Source organism: Microbacterium sp. MF43 (assembly GCF_012847295.1).
Taxonomy (GTDB): domain Bacteria; phylum Actinomycetota; class Actinomycetes; order Actinomycetales; family Microbacteriaceae; genus Microbacterium.
In genome coordinates this window covers 298,054-314,316 of record NZ_JABBDY010000003.1, presented here as the reverse complement: position 1 = coordinate 314,316, position 16,263 = coordinate 298,054, and the positions used below count along the sequence as shown (strand labels likewise).

General features: G+C 69.2%; 16 protein-coding genes and 1 tRNA gene. 2 read left to right on the top strand and 15 right to left on the bottom strand.

Annotated features, from left to right (window positions below; all coding sequences use genetic code 11):
• Window positions 1–49 precede the first annotated feature (49 nt).
• The 10 genes from HF323_RS09900 to rplU all read right to left on the bottom strand — a co-directional run bounded on the left by HF323_RS09900 (window position 50) and on the right by rplU (window position 6,855).
• Window positions 50–125 (bottom strand) — tRNA-Ala (locus HF323_RS09900).
• 71 nt (window positions 126–196) lie between these two features.
• Window positions 197–574, bottom strand: a complete 378-nt coding sequence (gene rsfS / locus HF323_RS09895; RefSeq protein ID WP_169582417.1) for a ribosome silencing factor — start codon at window positions 572–574, stop codon at window positions 197–199.
• Window positions 574–1,686, bottom strand: a complete 1,113-nt coding sequence (locus tag HF323_RS09890; protein WP_169582416.1) for a hypothetical protein — start codon at window positions 1,684–1,686, stop codon at window positions 574–576. The genes rsfS and HF323_RS09890 overlap by 1 nt, the downstream gene beginning before the upstream one ends.
• Window positions 1,683–2,279 carry a nicotinate-nucleotide adenylyltransferase gene (gene nadD / locus HF323_RS09885; RefSeq protein WP_169582415.1) on the bottom strand — a complete coding sequence of 199 codons (597 nt, stop codon included), beginning with the start codon at window positions 2,277–2,279 and terminating at the stop codon, window positions 1,683–1,685. Before nadD ends, HF323_RS09890 begins: the two co-directional genes overlap by 4 nt.
• Before the next feature lie 9 nt (window positions 2,280–2,288).
• Window positions 2,289–2,516, bottom strand: a complete 228-nt coding sequence (locus tag HF323_RS09880; RefSeq protein ID WP_169582414.1) for a hypothetical protein — start codon at window positions 2,514–2,516, stop codon at window positions 2,289–2,291.
• A 50-nt stretch (window positions 2,517–2,566) separates the two neighbouring features.
• Window positions 2,567–3,826 (bottom strand): glutamate-5-semialdehyde dehydrogenase, encoded by a 1,260-nt coding sequence (locus HF323_RS09875; protein WP_169582413.1) that lies wholly within the window; start codon window positions 3,824–3,826, stop codon window positions 2,567–2,569.
• 9 nt (window positions 3,827–3,835) lie between these two features.
• Entirely contained in the window at window positions 3,836–4,666 is an 831-nt protein-coding gene (proB, locus tag HF323_RS09870; protein ID WP_169582412.1) for a glutamate 5-kinase, read from the bottom strand.
• Window positions 4,663–6,171: a GTPase ObgE gene (gene obgE, locus HF323_RS09865; protein ID WP_169582411.1), complete on the bottom strand. Its 1,509-nt coding sequence runs from the start codon at window positions 6,169–6,171 to the stop codon at window positions 4,663–4,665. The genes proB and obgE overlap by 4 nt, the downstream gene beginning before the upstream one ends.
• A 97-nt stretch (window positions 6,172–6,268) precedes the next feature.
• Window positions 6,269–6,526 carry a 50S ribosomal protein L27 gene (rpmA, locus tag HF323_RS09860; protein WP_169582410.1) on the bottom strand — a complete coding sequence of 86 codons (258 nt, stop codon included), beginning with the start codon at window positions 6,524–6,526 and terminating at the stop codon, window positions 6,269–6,271.
• Between the two features lie 20 nt (window positions 6,527–6,546).
• Window positions 6,547–6,855 carry a 50S ribosomal protein L21 gene (gene rplU / locus HF323_RS09855; protein ID WP_168914039.1) on the bottom strand — a complete coding sequence of 103 codons (309 nt, stop codon included), beginning with the start codon at window positions 6,853–6,855 and terminating at the stop codon, window positions 6,547–6,549.
• A 240-nt stretch (window positions 6,856–7,095) separates the two neighbouring features.
• On the opposite strand from rplU, the gene HF323_RS09850 reads away from it, so the two are divergent.
• Window positions 7,096–7,371 carry a DUF4031 domain-containing protein gene (locus HF323_RS09850; protein WP_169582409.1) on the top strand — a complete coding sequence of 92 codons (276 nt, stop codon included), beginning with the start codon at window positions 7,096–7,098 and terminating at the stop codon, window positions 7,369–7,371.
• A gap of 19 nt (window positions 7,372–7,390) precedes the next feature.
• Here the strand turns inward: HF323_RS09850 and HF323_RS09845 are convergent, their stop codons facing one another.
• The gene (locus HF323_RS09845) at window positions 7,391–9,724 is read right to left on the bottom strand and encodes an Rne/Rng family ribonuclease (protein ID WP_169582408.1); all 2,334 of its coding nucleotides are present in this window, start codon (window positions 9,722–9,724) and stop codon (window positions 7,391–7,393) included.
• Between the two features lie 306 nt (window positions 9,725–10,030).
• Here HF323_RS09845 and HF323_RS09840 point away from each other — a divergent pair, with 306 nt between their 5' ends.
• Complete coding sequence (locus HF323_RS09840) at window positions 10,031–10,633, top strand: vitamin K epoxide reductase family protein (protein WP_169582407.1); 603 nt, start codon at window positions 10,031–10,033, stop codon at window positions 10,631–10,633.
• Between the two features lie 36 nt (window positions 10,634–10,669).
• Here the strand turns inward: HF323_RS09840 and ndk are convergent, their stop codons facing one another.
• From ndk to ileS, 4 genes are read right to left on the bottom strand one after another with little or no spacing between them, the layout of a single operon-like run.
• A complete protein-coding gene (ndk, locus tag HF323_RS09835; RefSeq protein WP_169582406.1) occupies window positions 10,670–11,083 on the bottom strand; it encodes a nucleoside-diphosphate kinase in 414 nt (137 codons plus the stop codon).
• 22 nt (window positions 11,084–11,105) lie between these two features.
• Window positions 11,106–11,519 carry a DUF4233 domain-containing protein gene (locus tag HF323_RS09830; RefSeq protein WP_317451048.1) on the bottom strand — a complete coding sequence of 138 codons (414 nt, stop codon included), beginning with the start codon at window positions 11,517–11,519 and terminating at the stop codon, window positions 11,106–11,108.
• On the bottom strand, window positions 11,516–12,874 hold the full coding sequence (locus HF323_RS09825) for a Mur ligase family protein (RefSeq protein ID WP_169582404.1): 1,359 nt from the start codon (window positions 12,872–12,874) through the stop codon (window positions 11,516–11,518). Before HF323_RS09825 ends, HF323_RS09830 begins: the two co-directional genes overlap by 4 nt.
• Window positions 12,871–16,236, bottom strand: coding sequence for an isoleucine--tRNA ligase (gene ileS / locus HF323_RS09820; protein WP_169582403.1), 3,366 nt, complete (start codon window positions 16,234–16,236; stop codon window positions 12,871–12,873). The genes HF323_RS09825 and ileS overlap by 4 nt, the downstream gene beginning before the upstream one ends.
• Window positions 16,237–16,263 lie beyond the last annotated feature (27 nt).

Genomic DNA, 16,263 nt, shown 5'->3' with positions numbered 1-16,263 from the left:
CGATGCGTAACAGGAAATGCCCCCGGAAGACCGGGGGCATTTCATGCGGTGGTGGACCTGAGGGGACTCGAACCCCTGACCCCCTGCATGCCATGCAGGTGCGCTACCAGCTGCGCCACAGGCCCTCGTTCGGCTGCCCGTCGGGGCAACCAGACCAGCTTACAACACCTCGAACGATGCTCCGAACCACCGCCGCCTACTCGGCCGGAGCGGCCGCCGGCAGCTCGATCGGAACAACCGGGCAGTCCTTCCACAGGCGCTCGAGGCCGTAGTACACGCGCTCCTGCTCGTGGAAGACGTGAACGACGAGGTCGCCGAAGTCGAGGAGCACCCAGCGCGCCTCCTGCCGCCCTTCGCGACGGAGTCGCTTGTGGCCCGCCTCGATGAGCTTGTCTTCGATCTCGTCGGCGATCGCTGCGACGTTTCGCTCGCTGCGACCCGTGACGAGAAGGAAGATGTCGACGAGAGGAAGAGGCTGCGAGACATCCAGCGCGATGAGGTCCTCGCCGCCCTTGGCGTCGGCAGCGACCGCGGCGATTCGCAGCATGTCGTGGGACTGATCGGACACTGTCATCACAGCGCTCCTGTCACGAAGGCGAGGATGAGGACGCCGACCAGCGCAAGCGCGAGGGCGCCCGCCGTGATCGCCAGGGTCAGCATGAGCTTGCTGCCCTTTTCGGGTGCCGGCGGCCTGATGACCTCGCCGGCCGTCTTGACCGTGCTGATCGCCGCGCTCGCGGCGATCGGCGTCGGTGACGAGTGGGCGGGCAGTTCCCCGTCGACGAGCGTCGCGTCGACCTCCTTGCCGTCGGCTGTCCCATGGGCGTGCCCGGTCGAACCAAGACCCTCGGGCAGGTTGAGCGTGCCTGTGACGAGCACTTCTCCGGCGGCTCCGAGCGGCGCGGAGATCGGCGCACCTTCGGGCGCCTGAGACAGGATCAGCGCATTCGGCATGGACACGGCGCCGGTGCTGCGAGCGAGCAACTGGTCGAACGATGGCGGCAGTTCCGCCTGCGGGGTCTCGCCCGACAGCACTCCTGCGCCGAAGAGGGGGTTGACCACGCGGTCGCGCTCATCCTCTGCGGCGTCGGCGGTCTCGCCGTCCGGGAGGACCTCGCTCCACGCGTCCTCGCGATCCGCGGACGTCGACGGCTCGTCCTCCTTCACGGGAGCCGACGTCGATGCCGCGAGCCCGAAGAGGTCGTGCATCCCGCTGTGCAGGCCGACCGGCTCGGTATGGGTGAGCGTCGGGAGCTGGGTGGAGGCGGCCTGGCTGGGGGTGAGCGAGGCCGAGTGAGCGGCTGCGACCTCGGGCGTGATGACCGGTACGGATGCCGTCCGGATCCGCTCCTGCTGACGCGCCTGGCGCCGAGTGAGGGGGGATGCACCGAGGTCGACGGTGGCGTCGGCCACGGGCGCCGGCGGCACGACCGCCGGCTCGGCGGGGCGCGGCAAGGGCGCGACCGCGATCGACGACGCGGGCGGAGCGGTCTGCCACGGCGTCGAGCTCACTGCCGATCCGGCGGCGGCCTTCTTCGACGTCGCCGCGGGCGCGGCGGGCACGGGGACGGATGCCTCGGCCTCTGCGGCTTCGGGCGTGATGACCGGCGTGGATCCGGTGTTTCGGATCTCACGCAGTTGTTTGCGTGTCAGCGGTGGATTCGCCGGCTGCTCGGGTGTGCTCATTCCTTGCTCCGGTAGAGATGGTGCTTCGCAATGTATTGGACGACCCCGTCGGGAACGAGGTACCACACCGGGTGTCCTTGCTCCACGCGGTCACGGCAGTCCGTCGACGAGATGGCGAGAGCGGGGATTTCGAGCTGACTCACGTCCTCACTGGGCAGTCCGTCCGTGCTCAGGACATGCCCCGGGCGCGAGACCGCGACGAAATGGGCGAGGTCCCACAACTCATCATGGTCCCTCCAACTGAGAATTTGCGCTATGGCGTCCGCGCCGGTGATGAAGTACAGCTCGGCGCCGGGCCGTTCGGCCTTCAGGTCGCGAAGCGTGTCGATCGTGTAGGTGGGTCCCGAACGGTCGATGTCGACGCGGCTCACGGTGAAACGGGGGTTGGATGCCGTGGCGATGACCGTCATCAGATAGCGGTGCTCACTGGGCGAGACGTCTTCCTTGTGCCACGGCTGCCCCGTCGGCACGAAGACCACTTCGTCGAGATCGAACCATTGAGCGACCTCGCTCGCGGCGACAAGGTGACCGTGATGGATGGGATCGAATGTCCCACCCATGACCCCGATCCTCGGGGTGGCCGTCACCGACATGCAGTCGGCCTAGTGGCCGTGCCCCGCATGCTGGACGACGTCGTTGGCGTGTGCGCGCGCATACGCCTCGGCCTTGTTCGCATGGCGATTCGCGACGTTGCGGTACGACATCGTCACGAATGCCAGGAGCGCGAAGACGACGATGGCGATGATCCCGTACTGAACGGTCTCGAGAGCGACGTTGCCGTGATGCTCGGACTCCTCCGCAGCGAGGGCGACAATCGTGGCGAGGTTCATTCGGGCTCCGTTCGGTTCGCCAACATCGGTGCTGTGTTCAGTTTAGGCGCTCACGCGCGGACTTGCCCGACGCCTCGCGCGAGCCACTTCGTGCTCGTGAGCTCACTCAGCCCCATCGGACCGCGTGCATGCAGCTTCTGCGTGGAGATCCCGACTTCTGCACCGAAGCCGAACTCGCCTCCGTCGGTGAAACGCGTGGACGTGTTGGCCATCACGACGGCGGAGTCGACCTCGGCGAGGAAGCGCTCGGCCCGTGCGGCGTCCTGCGTGATGATCGATTCGGTGTGGTGGGTCGAGTAGCGACGGATGTGGGCGAGCGCCTCATCGAGGTCGTCGACCGCACGGATGGAGACGTCGAGACTGAGATATTCGGTCGCCCAGTCCTCATCGGTGGCCGGCACCACGCCTTCGGCCAGGGAGGCCACGACCTCGTCACCGTGCACCGTGACGCCATTCGCGCGCAGCGCCTCCACGACCGGCGGCACGAGCCGGCCGGCGGCATCCCCCACCACCAGCACGGTCTCGACGGCGTTGCACACGCTCGGTCGCTGCGTCTTGGCGTTCACGACGATGTCGCGCGCCCACTCGAGGGGGGCGGATTCGTCGAGCACGATGTGCACGACCCCTGCGCCCGTCTCGATGACGGGAACCGACGACTCGGTCACCACCGTCTCGATGAGCTGGGCGCTTCCGCGCGGCACGAGCACGTCCACGATGCCTCTCGCGTGCATGAGCTCACGGGCGCCGTCGCGTCCGAAGTCGTCGACGGTCTGGATCGCCTCGGGGTCGAGCCCACGCTCGGCGAGGGCACCGCGCATCGCGCGAACCAGGGCCCCGTTCGTCTTCTCGGCGGCCGAGCCGCCGCGGAGCACCACCGCGTTCCCCGAGCGCAGGGCGAGCGCGGCGATGTCGACGGTCACGTTCGGGCGCGCCTCGTAGATCGAGCCGACGACGCCGAACGGAACGGAGACCTTCGTCAGTGCGACGCCGTTGGCGAGGGTCCGCTCGTCCAGGACGCGGCCGACCGGGTCGGGCAGCGCCGCGATCTCGCGCACCGCGGTGGCCAGCGCCGCCACGCGAGGGGCGTCGAGGCGCAGGCGATCCTGAAGTGCTTCCGACAGGCCGGTCGCGCGGCCGCGTTCGAGGTCCTCGGTGTTCGCGGCGACGATCTCCGCCTCGGACGCCTCGAGCGCGGATGCGATCGAGAGCAGGGCGTCGCGCTTCTCGGCGTCGGAGAGGAGACCGATGCTGCGCGAGGCCTCCTTGGCGAGCATCATCCGCTCGCGCGCGGTCGTGGCCGTCGTGGTCATCCGCCCAGTTTATCGAGCGGCGGTCCGGATCGGACCGGTCCCGACCGGCGCCCCCGGTTCGGGGTTCGGCTGGAACCACGTGCCGATGTCGTCGCCGTTGAGCGCCTGGTCGACGAGGTCGGCGCTCGTCACGAGAACGCCGATCCCGGATGCCGCGGCGAGCCGCGCGGCCGTGACCTTGGTCGCCGCCCCGCCGGTCCCGACGCTGTTCACCACGACGGAGCCGAACTCGAACCCGTGCAGGTCGTCTCCGTACGCGACGCGCTTGATCGGGACGGCGCCCGGCTCACCGGGGGGACGGGTGTACAGGCACTCGATGTCGCTCAGGAGAACGAGGGCGTCGGCGCCGACGAGCTGCGCGACGAGGGCGGCGAGCCGATCGTTGTCGCCGAAGCGGATCTCGTGCGTGGCGACCGTGTCGTTCTCGTTGACGATCGGGAGGATGCGCAGTCCGAGAAGGCGCTCCATCGCGCGGCGTGCGTTCGATCGGTGCGTGGGATTCTCGAGGTCCCCCGCTGTCAGCAGAACCTGCCCGGCGACGATGCGGAACTCGCGCAGAGCCGCCTGGTACCGGTAGATGAGGACGTTCTGACCCACCGCGGCCGCCGCCTGCTGCGTCGCGAGATCGGTCGGTCGCTCGTCGAGCTGCAGGAAGGGCATCCCGGTCGCGATCGCACCCGACGAAACCAGCACGACTTCCGTGCCCCGCCCGTGAGCGGCAGCGAGGGCGTCGACGATCGGACCGATCTTCTCGGAGTTCTCACCGCTGATCGACGACGAGCCCACTTTGACGACGACGCGGCGCGCCGTGCGGATGCCCTGCCGTGCCGCGAAGCTCACTCGTCGCCCTCGCCGTCCCAGCTGCGCGCAGCCCGGCGCTCGGCCTCGAGCTCGGCGCGGGCTTCGGCCTTCGCGTCCATCAACTCGTGGTAGCGCTCGCGGCGCTCCGACGTGGTGCGACGGTTGCTCTGCAGCAGGCGCGGGTCGGTGCCACGCGGGGCGGTCGCGAGCTCAGCAGCCGACTTCAGCGAGGGCTCCCAGTCGAACACGATCCCGTCGCCCTCGCCGATGACGACGGTCGCTCCCGGGGTCGCACCGGCACGGAAGAGCTCGTCTTCGACGCCGAGCTTCTCGAGCCGGTCCGCGAGGTATCCGACCGCCTCCTCGTTCTGGAAGTCGGTCTGGTGCACCCATCGCACCGGCTTCTCGCCGAGGATCCGATAGACGTTGCCGTAGGTGCCGCCTTCGACGCGGATCCAGAAGTCCTTCTCGGATCCCTTGGGACGGATCACGATGCGCTCGGGGACCGGTGTCTTCGCCTGCTCGAGCCGGTGCTGCGCGACGATGTCGCCCAGGGCGAAGGTGAGCTGCCGAAGGCCCTCGTGGCTCACGGTGGAGATCTCGAACACGCGGAATCCGCGCGCCTCCAGTTCGGGGCGCACGAGATCGGCCAGATCCTTCGCCTCGGGCACGTCGACCTTGTTGAGGGCGACCAGCTGCGGACGCTCGAGCAGAGGCACCTGCCCCTCGGGCACCGGATAGGCGCCGAGCTCTGCGAGGATCACGTCGAGATCCGTGAGCGGGTCGCGGCCGGGGTCGAGGGTCGCGCAGTCGAGCACATGGACGAGCGCGGTGCAGCGCTCGACGTGGCGGAGGAACTCCAGGCCCAGGCCCTTGCCCTCACTGGCGCCCTCGATGAGGCCCGGCACGTCGGCCACCGTGAAACGCGTGTCGCCCGCCTGGACCACGCCCAGATTCGGATGAAGAGTCGTGAACGGGTAGTCGGCGATCTTGGGGCGCGCGGCCGAGACCGCTGCGATGAGGCTGGACTTCCCGGCGGAGGGGAAGCCGACCAGCGCCACATCGGCCACCGTCTTCAGTTCGAGGAGGACGTCTCCCTCCCACCCCGGCGTGCCGAGGAGCGCGAACCCGGGCGCCTTGCGCTTGGGATTCGCGAGAGCTGCGTTGCCGAGCCCACCGATGCCGCCCGGCGCCACGACGAACCGCATTCCCGGCTCGATCATGTCGACGAGCGCCTCGCCCGAGGCATCCTTCACCACCGTCCCGACCGGCACAGGCAGCTCGAGCGAATCCCCCGCCGCACCCGAGCGATGATCGCCCATGCCGAAGCCGCCGTTTCCGCCGGCGCGGTGCGGCGAGTGGTGGTACGACAAGAGCGTGGTCACCTGGGGGTCGGCGACCAGCACGATGTCGCCGCCGTGACCGCCGTTGCCCCCGTCGGGGCCGGCGAGCGGCTTGAACTTCTCGCGCTTCACAGAGACGCAGCCGTTGCCGCCCTTGCCCGCGCGCAGATGCAGCGTCACGCGGTCGACGAACGTCACCATGCGAACTCCTTCATGAAGCGTCCTGGGTCAACCCCAGGGTAAAGGGAAGGGGCGAGCCGAAGCCCGCCCCTTCCTCGAGAATTGCGCAGCGCGTGGATTACTCCGCGTTCGCCACGATGTTGACGACCTTGCGGCCGCCCTTGTTGCCGAACTCGACCGCGCCCGCCGCGAGGGCGAACAGCGTGTCGTCGCCACCGCGGCCGACGTTGGCGCCGGGGTGGAAGTGAGTGCCGCGCTGACGGACGATGATCTCGCCCGCGAGGACCTTCTGGCCGCCGAAGCGCTTCACGCCCAGTCGCTGAGCGTTGGAGTCACGACCGTTACGGGTGGAGCTTGCGCCCTTTTTGTGTGCCATCTCTGCGTCTCTTCCTGGACTTACTTGATGCCGGTGACCTTGACGCGCGTGAGGTCCTGACGGTGGCCCTGGCGCTTCTTGTAGCCGGTCTTGTTCTTGAACTTCTGGATCACGATCTTGGGGCCGCGCTCCTCGCCGAGCACCTCGGCCGTCACGGTCACCTTGGCGAGCTTGTCGGCGTCGGTCGTGACAGCGTCGCCGTCGACGAGCAGGACGGCGGGCAGCTCGATCTTGTCGCCGATCTTCGCGGCCTGGCGGTCGAGAACGACGATCGTGCCGACCTCGACCTTCTCCTGCCGGCCACCGGCGCGCACAACTGCGTAAACCACTTCACACCTGTTTCTACTGGGATGGAGCGCACGGCTCCGGTTGCTTTTGCGAGACTCTGCTCTTGCGAGAAGAGGAAGTCGTGGTGCGGATGGACGGCCCGAGCCGGATGCCGGGGCCCGTCGAGCATCGCCGTGAACCTGCGACGCGTGACGCACCAAAGGACAACTTTACCGGATGCCGCGACATACGGCAAAAGCGCGACGAGCCGTGTCCTTCCCTCGAGCGCATAGGATCGCGACGTGGCCATCCTCATCGACGACCCGCTCTGGCCGGCGCACGGTCGGCTCTGGGCGCATCTCGTGAGCGACTCGGACCTCGAGGAGCTTCACGCCTTCGCCGCGGCGAACGGGATCCCACGCCGTGGCTTCGATCTGGACCACTACGACGTGCCGGATGAGGCGCATGCGCGGCTGGTCGCCGCCGGGGCCGAGCACGTGAGCGGACGCGAACTCGTCCGGCGCCTGATCGCATCCGGGCTGCGCGTCCCGGGACGCGAGCGCCGCGCCGGCCGCTGAAGGACCGGCGCGCGCGCCGTCAGTCGTCGACCGGCGTGTGCGCGACGGGCGTGCCGGTGAGGGCGGCCGTCGTCACCCGCCGGCGGGAACGCCCCTGGCCCGGCGCCTTCGGCTCTGGCAGGGCGCTCAGCACGGAGTCCAGCAGCAGGTCCTTCTCGGTCTTCGGCGCCTTGGCGCGCTCCTTCGGCTCCCCGCGCTTCTTGCGCGCCTTCTTCGGACGCTCGACGGGCACCTCCGCCGCCGCAGCGGTCTCCTCGACCGTCGGCTCCTCGTGATGGTGGATGGTCGATGCCGCGATCTGCGCGAGCGCCGACTTCACACCCTCGGTGATCACGTGCGTGCCATTGGACCCGCCGCCGGCCGGCTGGGCCGAACCGCCTCCGCGAGGACGACGCTGCGAGGACGATCCGCCCGCGGACTGCGCACCCCGATGCTTGACCACCGGGTCGTGATGCACGATGAGGCCGCGGCCCGCGCACACCTCGCACGGTTCGCTGAAGGTCTCGAGAAGGCCGAGGCCGAGCTTCTTGCGCGTCATCTGGACGAGACCCAGCGAAGTGACCTCGGCGACCTGATGCTTGGTGCGGTCGCGACTCAGGCACTCGACCAGACGCCGCAGCACGAGGTCGCGGTTGGATTCGAGCACCATGTCGATGAAGTCGACGACGATGATCCCGCCGATGTCGCGCAGGCGCAGCTGCCGCACGATCTCCTCCGCCGCCTCCAGGTTGTTCTTGGTGACGGTCTCCTCGAGATTGCCGCCCGAACCGACGAACTTGCCGGTGTTGACGTCGACGACGGTCATCGCCTCAGTGCGGTCGATGACGAGCGACCCGCCCGAGGGCAGCCACACCTTGCGGTCGAGTGCCTTCTCGATCTGCTCCGTCACGCGGAACTCGTCGAACGGGTCCCGGTCGCCCTCGTACGCCTCGACGCGCTCGAGAAGGTCCGGCGCCACACTCTCGACGTACTTCGTGATCGTGTGGTGCGCGTCCTCGCCTTGGATGAGCATCTTCGAGAAGTCCTCGTTGAAGACGTCCCGGACGATCTTGACCAGCAGGTCGGGCTCGGAGTGCAGCAGCGCGGGGGCCTGGATGGTCTGGATCTGCTTGCTGATGTGCTCCCACTGGGTGGTGAGGCGCTGAACGTCCCGCGTCAGCTGCTCCTCGGTCGCACCCTCGGCGGCCGTGCGCACGATGACGCCCGACGACTCGGGGAGGACCTCCTTGAGGATCTTCTTCAGACGTGCGCGCTCGGTGTCGGGGAGCTTGCGGGAGATCCCGTTCATCGCCCCGCCCGGCACATACACGAGATAGCGGCCCGGCAGCGAGATCTGGCTCGTGAGGCGCGCGCCCTTGTGGCCGACCGGATCCTTGGTGACCTGCACGAGCACCTTGTCGCCCGACTTCAGCGCGAGCTCGATGCGGCGCGGCTGGTTGCCCGTCTCAACGGCATCCCAGTCCACCTCACCCGAGTACAGGACCGCGTTGCGGCCGCGTCCGATGTCGACGAACGCGGCCTCCATGCTCGGCAGCACGTTCTGCACGCGGCCGAGGTAGACGTTTCCGATCAGCGAGGCGTCCTGGTTGCGCGCGACATAGTGCTCTACCAGCACGTTGTCTTCGAGCACTGCGATCTGGATGCGTCCGTTCTTGGAGCGCACGATCATCACGCGGTCGACGGCCTCACGGCGTGCCAGGAACTCCGCCTCGGTGACCACGGCGCGCCGACGGCCCGCTTCGCGGCCATCGCGACGGCGCTGCTTCTTCGCCTCGAGACGCGTGGACCCCTTGATGCGCTGCGGCTCAGTGATGAGCTCGACCGCGCGCTGACGCGGCGGCGACGGTTCGGAGGCGGACTCGGATGCCTCGCTGCGCTGCCCCTCTCCCCCGCGGCGACGGCTGCGGCGCCGTGACGACCCCGAGGACTGCTCCTGCTCGGGCTCGCTCGGCGGGGCCGGAAGGGGTGCGATCTCGGGCGCGTAGAAGTGCAGTTGAGTCGACACGGCCGAGACGAACGTCTCGGGCAGCAGACCCAGCGACACGGCGGTGACCGGTCCAGTCGGCTCGGGCTCGGGCTCTGCTTCGGGCGCCTCGGGCTCTTCCGCAGGTGCCGGCTCGTCGGCAGGAGCGGACTCATCCGCAGCTGCCGCCCCGTCAGCGGGCGCCGGCTCCTCCGCAGGAGCGGACTCCGGTGCGGGCGCGCCCTCCTCGTAGACCTCGACGGCCTCGATGACCGCTTCGGTCTCGGCCTCAGCCGGCGACCCGTCGGAGTGCGCGCTCACACCGCCTGGTGCGGGTGAAGCATCCGATCCGGTCTGGGGGTTGAGGTCTTCATCTGTTCCATCGGCCATCACTGGCTTACTCCCTGCGGGTCGGCACCGCGCGCCGCCCGGCGAAATCTCTTGCGGTGCCGCACCTGCGGTGCCGCGAACTCACTCGGTCTGCAGCGGGATCCCGGCTCATGCGGCGGGAAAACGCGCTGCCACGGGCATTCGTCGCCCTGAAGTCTTCTGGTGATGCGCGTCGCGGCGCGGCCGCAGCACATCGACACTCATTATCGCACTTTCGCCCGCCGATTGCTCGCCGACGCCACGCCGACGATTTCACACGGCCCCGCACGAGGCATCCGATCCGTCCTCGATGCCATAATCCGGAGCATGTCCGAGCGTCCCTCGCCTACCCGCCACCCGCTGATGGCCGTGTGGCTCGTCGTCGCCGGCGCGATCGGCTGGTGGGCGGCTTTCCAGCTGACGGTCGAGAGGTTCCACCTGCTCGCCGACCCCGACGCCATCGCGTCCTGCGACTTCAGCGTGCTGGTCCAGTGCACGGCGAACCTCGAGTCGTGGCAGGGAAGCGTCTTCGGTTTCCCCAATCCGATCCTCGGGCTGACAGGGTGGGTCGCGCCGATCGTGGTCGGGATGGCCTTGCTCGCGGGTGCGCGATTCGCGCGGTGGTTCTGGCTCTTGTTCGAACTGGGAGTGCTCTTCGCCTTCGCGTTCGTGATCTGGCTGATCTCGCAGAGCATCTTCGTGCTCGGCACCCTGTGCCCGTGGTGCATGGTGACGTGGGCGGTGACGATCCCCACGTTCTACGTCGTGACCCTCCACGTCCTGCGCACCGGCATGGTGCCCGTCGGACCGAGGGCGCGGCGCGCGGCCGGCGCTCTCATGGGATGGGTGCCGTTGTTCGCCGTCGTCAGCTACGCCGTGATCGCGATCCTCGCCCAGGTGCGGCTCGACGTTCTGGGCAGCATCTTCTGACGCGAGATCTTCTGACGCGAGCGCACGAGGCCCGCGTCAGAACCAGATCTCGAGCTCGCGCGCTGCCGACTCCGGGCTGTCGGAGCCGTGAACGAGGTTCTGCTGCACCTTGAGGCCCCAGTCGCGGCCCAGATCACCGCGGATCGTGCCGGGCGCCGCCGTCGTCGGATCCGTCGTTCCCGCGAGCGATCGGAAGCCCTCGATGACACGGTTGCCTGCCAGGCGGATCGCGACGGACGGTCCCGACATCATGAACTCGAGAAGCGGCTCGTAGAACGGCTTGCCCTCGTGCTCGGCGTAGTGGCGCTCGAGCGTGCCCCGGTCGGGCTCGACGAGGCGGATGTCGACGAGTGCGTAGCCCTTCGCCTCGATGCGCGCGAGGATCGCGCCGGTCAGTCCGCGCGCCACGCCGTCGGGCTTGATGAGGACGAGGGTCTCTTCGGTGGCCATGGGAAGTCTCCGTTTCGCCGGTTCAGGCTTCTTCTGGGGGGTTCGCGGCGAGCTGGGCGTTGCGCCGATCGAGGGCCGCTCCCTTGATGGTCGCATACGCGTACATCCCGCCGAAAATCAGCGCGACGATCCCGAGCGAGGGAACCAGGAACGCCCCCAGCGCCACGATCACCTGCAGCGCCCATCCGAAGGCGATGCCCCACGGGTAGCGGAGGAAGCGCGTCGCAAGCACCATCAGCACGGCCACGACGGTGCCGGCGACGATTCCCCACCACGGCGCGATCGGTTCGGGAAGGGCCCGGAGGCCGTAGATCACGAGGCCGCCGAGGAACGCGATGATCGACTCGAAGCCGAGCACGATCGCCGCGAGCGATTCGGCTGCGCCGCGCGGGCGGCGTGAGCGGGGCGCGGGCGCGGGCGCGTCGGCGGTCGTCACTGCTCCCACCCGCTCTTCCAGTCCTCGGCGGCGGCGAGGGCCAGCGCCTGGCCGGCGAGCACGACGGATCCTGCGATCACGACAGCACGCCGATCGGATGCCGCCGCCCACGCCCGCGCGGACTCCGCCGCCTGTGCGAGGTCGTCGTGCACCGTCACGGCGAGCCCCTGGGCCTCGGCGAGATCGGCGAGACGGTCGGCGTCCTCGGCCCGCTCGGATGCCGGCGCCGTGGCGAACACGTGGCTTGCGGCGGGGGCGAGTTCGCGAACGATGCCGTCGGCATCCTTGTCGGTGAAGACGCCGAGCACGACGCCCCACTCGTCGAAGTCGAACGACTCGCGCAGCGCCGTGACGAGCGCGCGGACGCCATGCGGGTTGTGCGCGGCGTCCACGAGCACGGTCGGCGCGATGCCGACGAGCTGCAGGCGTCCGGGAGCCGTCGCGCGGCCGAGGCCCTCCGCGAGCACGTCGCCGGTGATCGGCTGGGATGCCCCGCCGATGAGCGCCTCGACCGCAGCGATCGCCAGCGCGGCGTTGAAGCCCTGATGCCCGCCGTAGAGCGGAAGGTACTCCTCCTCGTACGTTCCGGCCAGACCGCGGACCGTGATCTGCTGTCCGCCGACGGCAAGTCGCTGCTCGGCGAGGGCGAACTCCGCGCCCTCGAACGCGATGCTCGCGCCGCGGGCGGCGGCGGCTTCTCGCAGCACCGCCTCGGCCGCGGCATCCTGTCGCGCCGACACCACCGCCGCGCCGTCCTTGATGATGCCGGCCTTGACCGCGGCGATCTCGGCGATCGTCTCGCCGAGGCGGTCGGCGTGGTCGATGTCGATCGGCGCGAAGACCGCCACATCGCCGTCGGCCGTGTTCGTCGAGTCCCACGCTCCGCCCATACCGACCTCGAGGACCAGCACGTCGATCGGGGCGTCGGCGAATGCGACGAACGCGAGCACGGTGAGCAGTTCGAAGAACGTCAGCGGAGCATCGCCCGCCGCCGCCAGCTCGGCATCGACCAGCCCTACGAAGGGCTCGATCTCGTCCCAGGCGTCGGCGACGGCAGCGTCGGCGATGGGCTCGCCGTCGATCATGATGCGCTCGGTGAACCGCTCCAGATGCGGACTCGTGAACAGGCCCGTGCGCAGCCCGTGCGCACGGACGAGACTCTCGATCATCCGGCTCGTCGAGGTCTTGCCGTTCGTCCCCGTCACGTGGACCACGCGATACGTCTTCTGAGGATCGTCGAGCAGTTCGAGCACTCGGCGCGTCCGCTCGACGCGGGGCTGCACCCAGCGCTCACCCTGGCGCTCGAGCAGCGCCGCATAGACGGCGTCTGCGCGAGCGACGTCGCGATCGGTCATGCGTTCGCCTCCACCTTGGTCACGGACACGGTGAACGCGCCGCGGTTCGCGAACGTTCCCGCCGAGAAGTCCGCGGAGTGCTGAGCGGTGCTCGCCGACGCTGGCCCGCCGACGACCAGCTCGTGCTCGAGCGCGAGCGTCTCCCCCGGGATGTCGGCTGCGAAGAACGCGGCCTCGACCGCCCGGCCGTCGTCGGGGTCTGCGAATGCCAACTCGAGACGGATGCGGTCGCTCACCTCGAACCCGGCGGCCTTGCGCGTATCCTGCACGGCGCGGATGACGTCACGCGCCAGCCCCTCGGCCTCGAGCTCGGGCGTGGTGGCGGTGTCGAGCAGCACGAAGCCGCCCTCGCCGACGAGCGCGATGGCCGTTCCGGCGGCGACGCCGCCCGCCTCGAGGGTGAGCTCGTACTCGCCCTCGTGCAGCGCGACGCCGTCGACCACCACGGCGCCGTCGATCTCCTCCCACACGCCCGCGCGTGCCCCCGCGATGACGTGCTGCACCTGCTTGCCCAGGCGCGGTCCGGCCGCCCGTGCGTTCACGGTCAGGCGCTTGCTGATGCCGTAGCGCTCGGCCACGTCACCGTCGAGCTCGACCAGCTCGACCGACTTCACGTTGAGCTCGTCTCGCAGGATGCCCTCGAACTGGCCGAGGGACGAGGCATCCGGAACCACCACCGTCAGCTTCGCGAGCGGCAGGCGCACGCGCTTGCCCTCCTTCTTGCGAAGGGCGTTGGCGACGCTGGAGACCTGCCGGACCGCATCCATGGCCGAGCGGATGTCGTCGGCGGCCGGGAACGCGGAGGCGTCCGGCCAGTCCTGGAGGTGCACGCTGCGGCCCCCGGTGAGTCCCTGCCAGACCCGCTCGGACACCAGCGGGATGAGGGGCGCCGCGACGCGCGTGAGCGTCTCGAGCACGGTGTACAGGGTGTCGAACGCCTCACGGCTGCGGGGATCATCGTTCACCCCCAGCCAGAAGCGATCGCGCGAACGGCGGATGTACCAGTTCGTCAGCGCCTCGGCGAAGTCGCGGAGCTTGGCGGCGGCGAGGGTCGAGTCGAGCCCCTCGAGATCTGCGGCGACGTCGCGCACGAGATCTCCGGTGAGCGCGAGGATGTAGCGGTCGAGCACATCGGTCGAGTCGGTGCGCCAGGATGCCTCGTACCCGCTGCCCTCGGGCCCGCCCGCCGCGTTCGCGTAGGTCGCGAAGAAGTACCACGCGTTCCAGAGCGGGAGGAGGAACTCGCGCACGCCGGCGCGGATGCCCTCCTCGGTCACGACGAGGTTGCCGCCGCGCAGCACCGACGACGCCATGAGGAACCAGCGCATCGCGTCGGAGCCGTCGCGATCGAAGACCTCGCTCACATCGGGATAGTTGCGCAGCGACTTCGACATCTTCTGACCGTCGCTGCCCAGCACGATGCCGTGGCACGAGACGCCCGTGAACGCCGGACGGTCGAACAGCGCCGTCGAGAGCACGTGCATGACGTAGAACCAGCCGCGGGTCTGGCCGATGTACTCGACGATGAAGTCGGCGGGCGCATGCTCGTCGAACCAGTCGTGGTTCTCGAACGGGTAGTGCACCTGGGCGTAGGGCATCGACCCCGAATCGAACCACACGTCGAAGACGTCCTCGATCCGGCGCATCGTGCTGCGGCCGGTAGGGTCGTCGGGGTTCGGACGCGTCAGCTCGTCGATGAACGGGCGGTGGAGGTCCACCTCCCCCTCGGTGTTTCGCGGCAGGCGTCCGAAGTCGCGCTCGAGGTCGGCGAGCGAGCCGTAGACGTCGATGCGCGGGTACTCCGGGTCGTCGCTCTTCCAGACCGGGATCGGCGACCCCCAGTAGCGGTTGCGGCTCACCGACCAGTCGCGCGCGCCCTCGAGCCACTTGCCGAACTGCCCGTGCTTGACGTTCTCGGGCACCCACGTGATCTGCTCGTTGTTCTCGAGCAGCCGATCCTTGATATCGGTGACGCGAACGAACCAGCTCGACACGGCTCGGTAGATCAGTGGGTTCCGGCAGCGCCAGCAGTGCGGGTACGAGTGCTCGTAGCTGGCCAGCCGCAGCAGGCGGCCGGCCTGACGCATCAGCCGGACGAGGGGCGTGTTCGCGTCCATCCACAGCTCGCCCGCGACGTCCGTCACCTGCGGCAGGAATCGTCCTCCGTCGTCGAGGCTCATGATGAGCGGGATGCCGGCGGCCTCGGTCACGCGCTGGTCGTCCTCACCGTAGGCCGGGGCCTGGTGGACGATGCCGGTGCCGTCGCCGGTGGTGACGTAGTCGTCGACGAGGATGCGCCATGCCGTCTGGGTGCCCCAGATCTCGGCGTCGGCGTAGTAATCGAACAGCCGATCGTAGGCGACGTCCGCCAACTCCGAGCCCAGGACGGTCTGCACGACCGCCGCGCGGGCCTCCTCGGCCGACTCGTAGCCGAGATCCTTCGCGTAGCCGGCGAGCAGCTCTTCGGCGAGCAGGTAGCGGTGCGCGTACGCCTCGGCGGGCTCGTCGGCGCGGCCGTCGGGGGCATGGTGGACGTCTGCCGCGCCGGCCGGACCGCCGGGAACCACCACATAGCGGATCTCGGGTCCCACCGCCAGGGCGAGGTTGGTCGGCAGCGTCCAGGGCGTGGTCGTCCAGGCCAGCGCCCGCACACCGGTGAGCCCGAGCGACTCCGCCTTCGCCCCGACCAAGGGGAAGGTCACCGTGACCGACGGGTCCTGGCGCATCTTGTAGACGTCGTCGTCCATGCGCAGCTCGTGGCTGGAGAGAGGCGTCTCGTCCCGCCAGCAGTAGGGAAGCACGCGGTAGCCCTCGTAGGCGAGCCCCTTGTCGTGGAGCGTCTTGAAGGCCCAGAGCACCGACTCCATGTACGAGGTGTCGAGCGTCTTGTAGCCGCGCTCGAAGTCGACCCACCGGGCCTGTCGCGTGACGTAGTCCTCCCATTCGCGGGTATAGGCGAGCACGGACTGCCGCGCCTTCGCATTGAAGGCCGCAAGTCCCATCTCCTCGATCTGCGTCTTCTCGGTGATGCCCAGCTGCTTCATCGCCTCGAGCTCGGCCGGAAGCCCGTGCGTATCCCACCCGAACACGCGGTCGACCTTCTTGCCGCGCATCGTCTGGAAGCGCGGGAACAGGTCCTTGGCGTACCCGGTGAGGAGGTGTCCGTAGTGGGGAAGGCCGTTCGCGAAAGGAGGGCCGTCGTAGAACACCCACTCCTCAGCGCCGTCGCGGTTCGCGATGGACGCCCGGAACGTGTCGTCCTGCTGCCAGAACGCGAGCGTGTCGCGTTCGATCTCTGGGAACCGCGGGCTCGGCACGACGGCATCGGCGGCGGGTCCGAACGAGGACTTCGGGTAGGTCATGTCACTCCAGCAGGTTGCGAACGCTTC

Excerpts from the sequence above, each read along its gene's own strand:
- rsfS (WP_169582417.1), bottom strand. The coding sequence starts at position 574 with ATGACAGTGTCCGATCAGTCCCACGACATGCTGCGAATCGCCGCGGTC.
- HF323_RS09890 (WP_169582416.1), bottom strand. The coding sequence starts at position 1,686 with ATGAGCACACCCGAGCAGCCGGCGAATCCACCGCTGACACGCAAACAA.
- nadD (WP_169582415.1), bottom strand. The coding sequence starts at position 2,279 with ATGTCGGTGACGGCCACCCCGAGGATCGGGGTCATGGGTGGGACATTC.
- HF323_RS09880 (WP_169582414.1), bottom strand. The coding sequence starts at position 2,516 with ATGAACCTCGCCACGATTGTCGCCCTCGCTGCGGAGGAGTCCGAGCAT.
- HF323_RS09875 (WP_169582413.1), bottom strand. The coding sequence starts at position 3,826 with ATGACCACGACGGCCACGACCGCGCGCGAGCGGATGATGCTCGCCAAG.
- obgE (WP_169582411.1), bottom strand. The coding sequence starts at position 6,171 with ATGGTGACGTTCGTCGACCGCGTGACGCTGCATCTGCGCGCGGGCAAG.
- rpmA (WP_169582410.1), bottom strand. The coding sequence starts at position 6,526 with ATGGCACACAAAAAGGGCGCAAGCTCCACCCGTAACGGTCGTGACTCC.
- HF323_RS09845 (WP_169582408.1), bottom strand. The coding sequence starts at position 9,724 with ATGGCCGATGGAACAGATGAAGACCTCAACCCCCAGACCGGATCGGAT.
- HF323_RS09840 (WP_169582407.1), top strand. The coding sequence starts at position 10,031 with ATGTCCGAGCGTCCCTCGCCTACCCGCCACCCGCTGATGGCCGTGTGG.
- ndk (WP_169582406.1), bottom strand. The coding sequence starts at position 11,083 with ATGGCCACCGAAGAGACCCTCGTCCTCATCAAGCCCGACGGCGTGGCG.
- HF323_RS09825 (WP_169582404.1), bottom strand. The coding sequence starts at position 12,874 with ATGACCGATCGCGACGTCGCTCGCGCAGACGCCGTCTATGCGGCGCTG.
- ileS (WP_169582403.1), bottom strand. The coding sequence starts at position 16,236 with ATGACCTACCCGAAGTCCTCGTTCGGACCCGCCGCCGATGCCGTCGTG.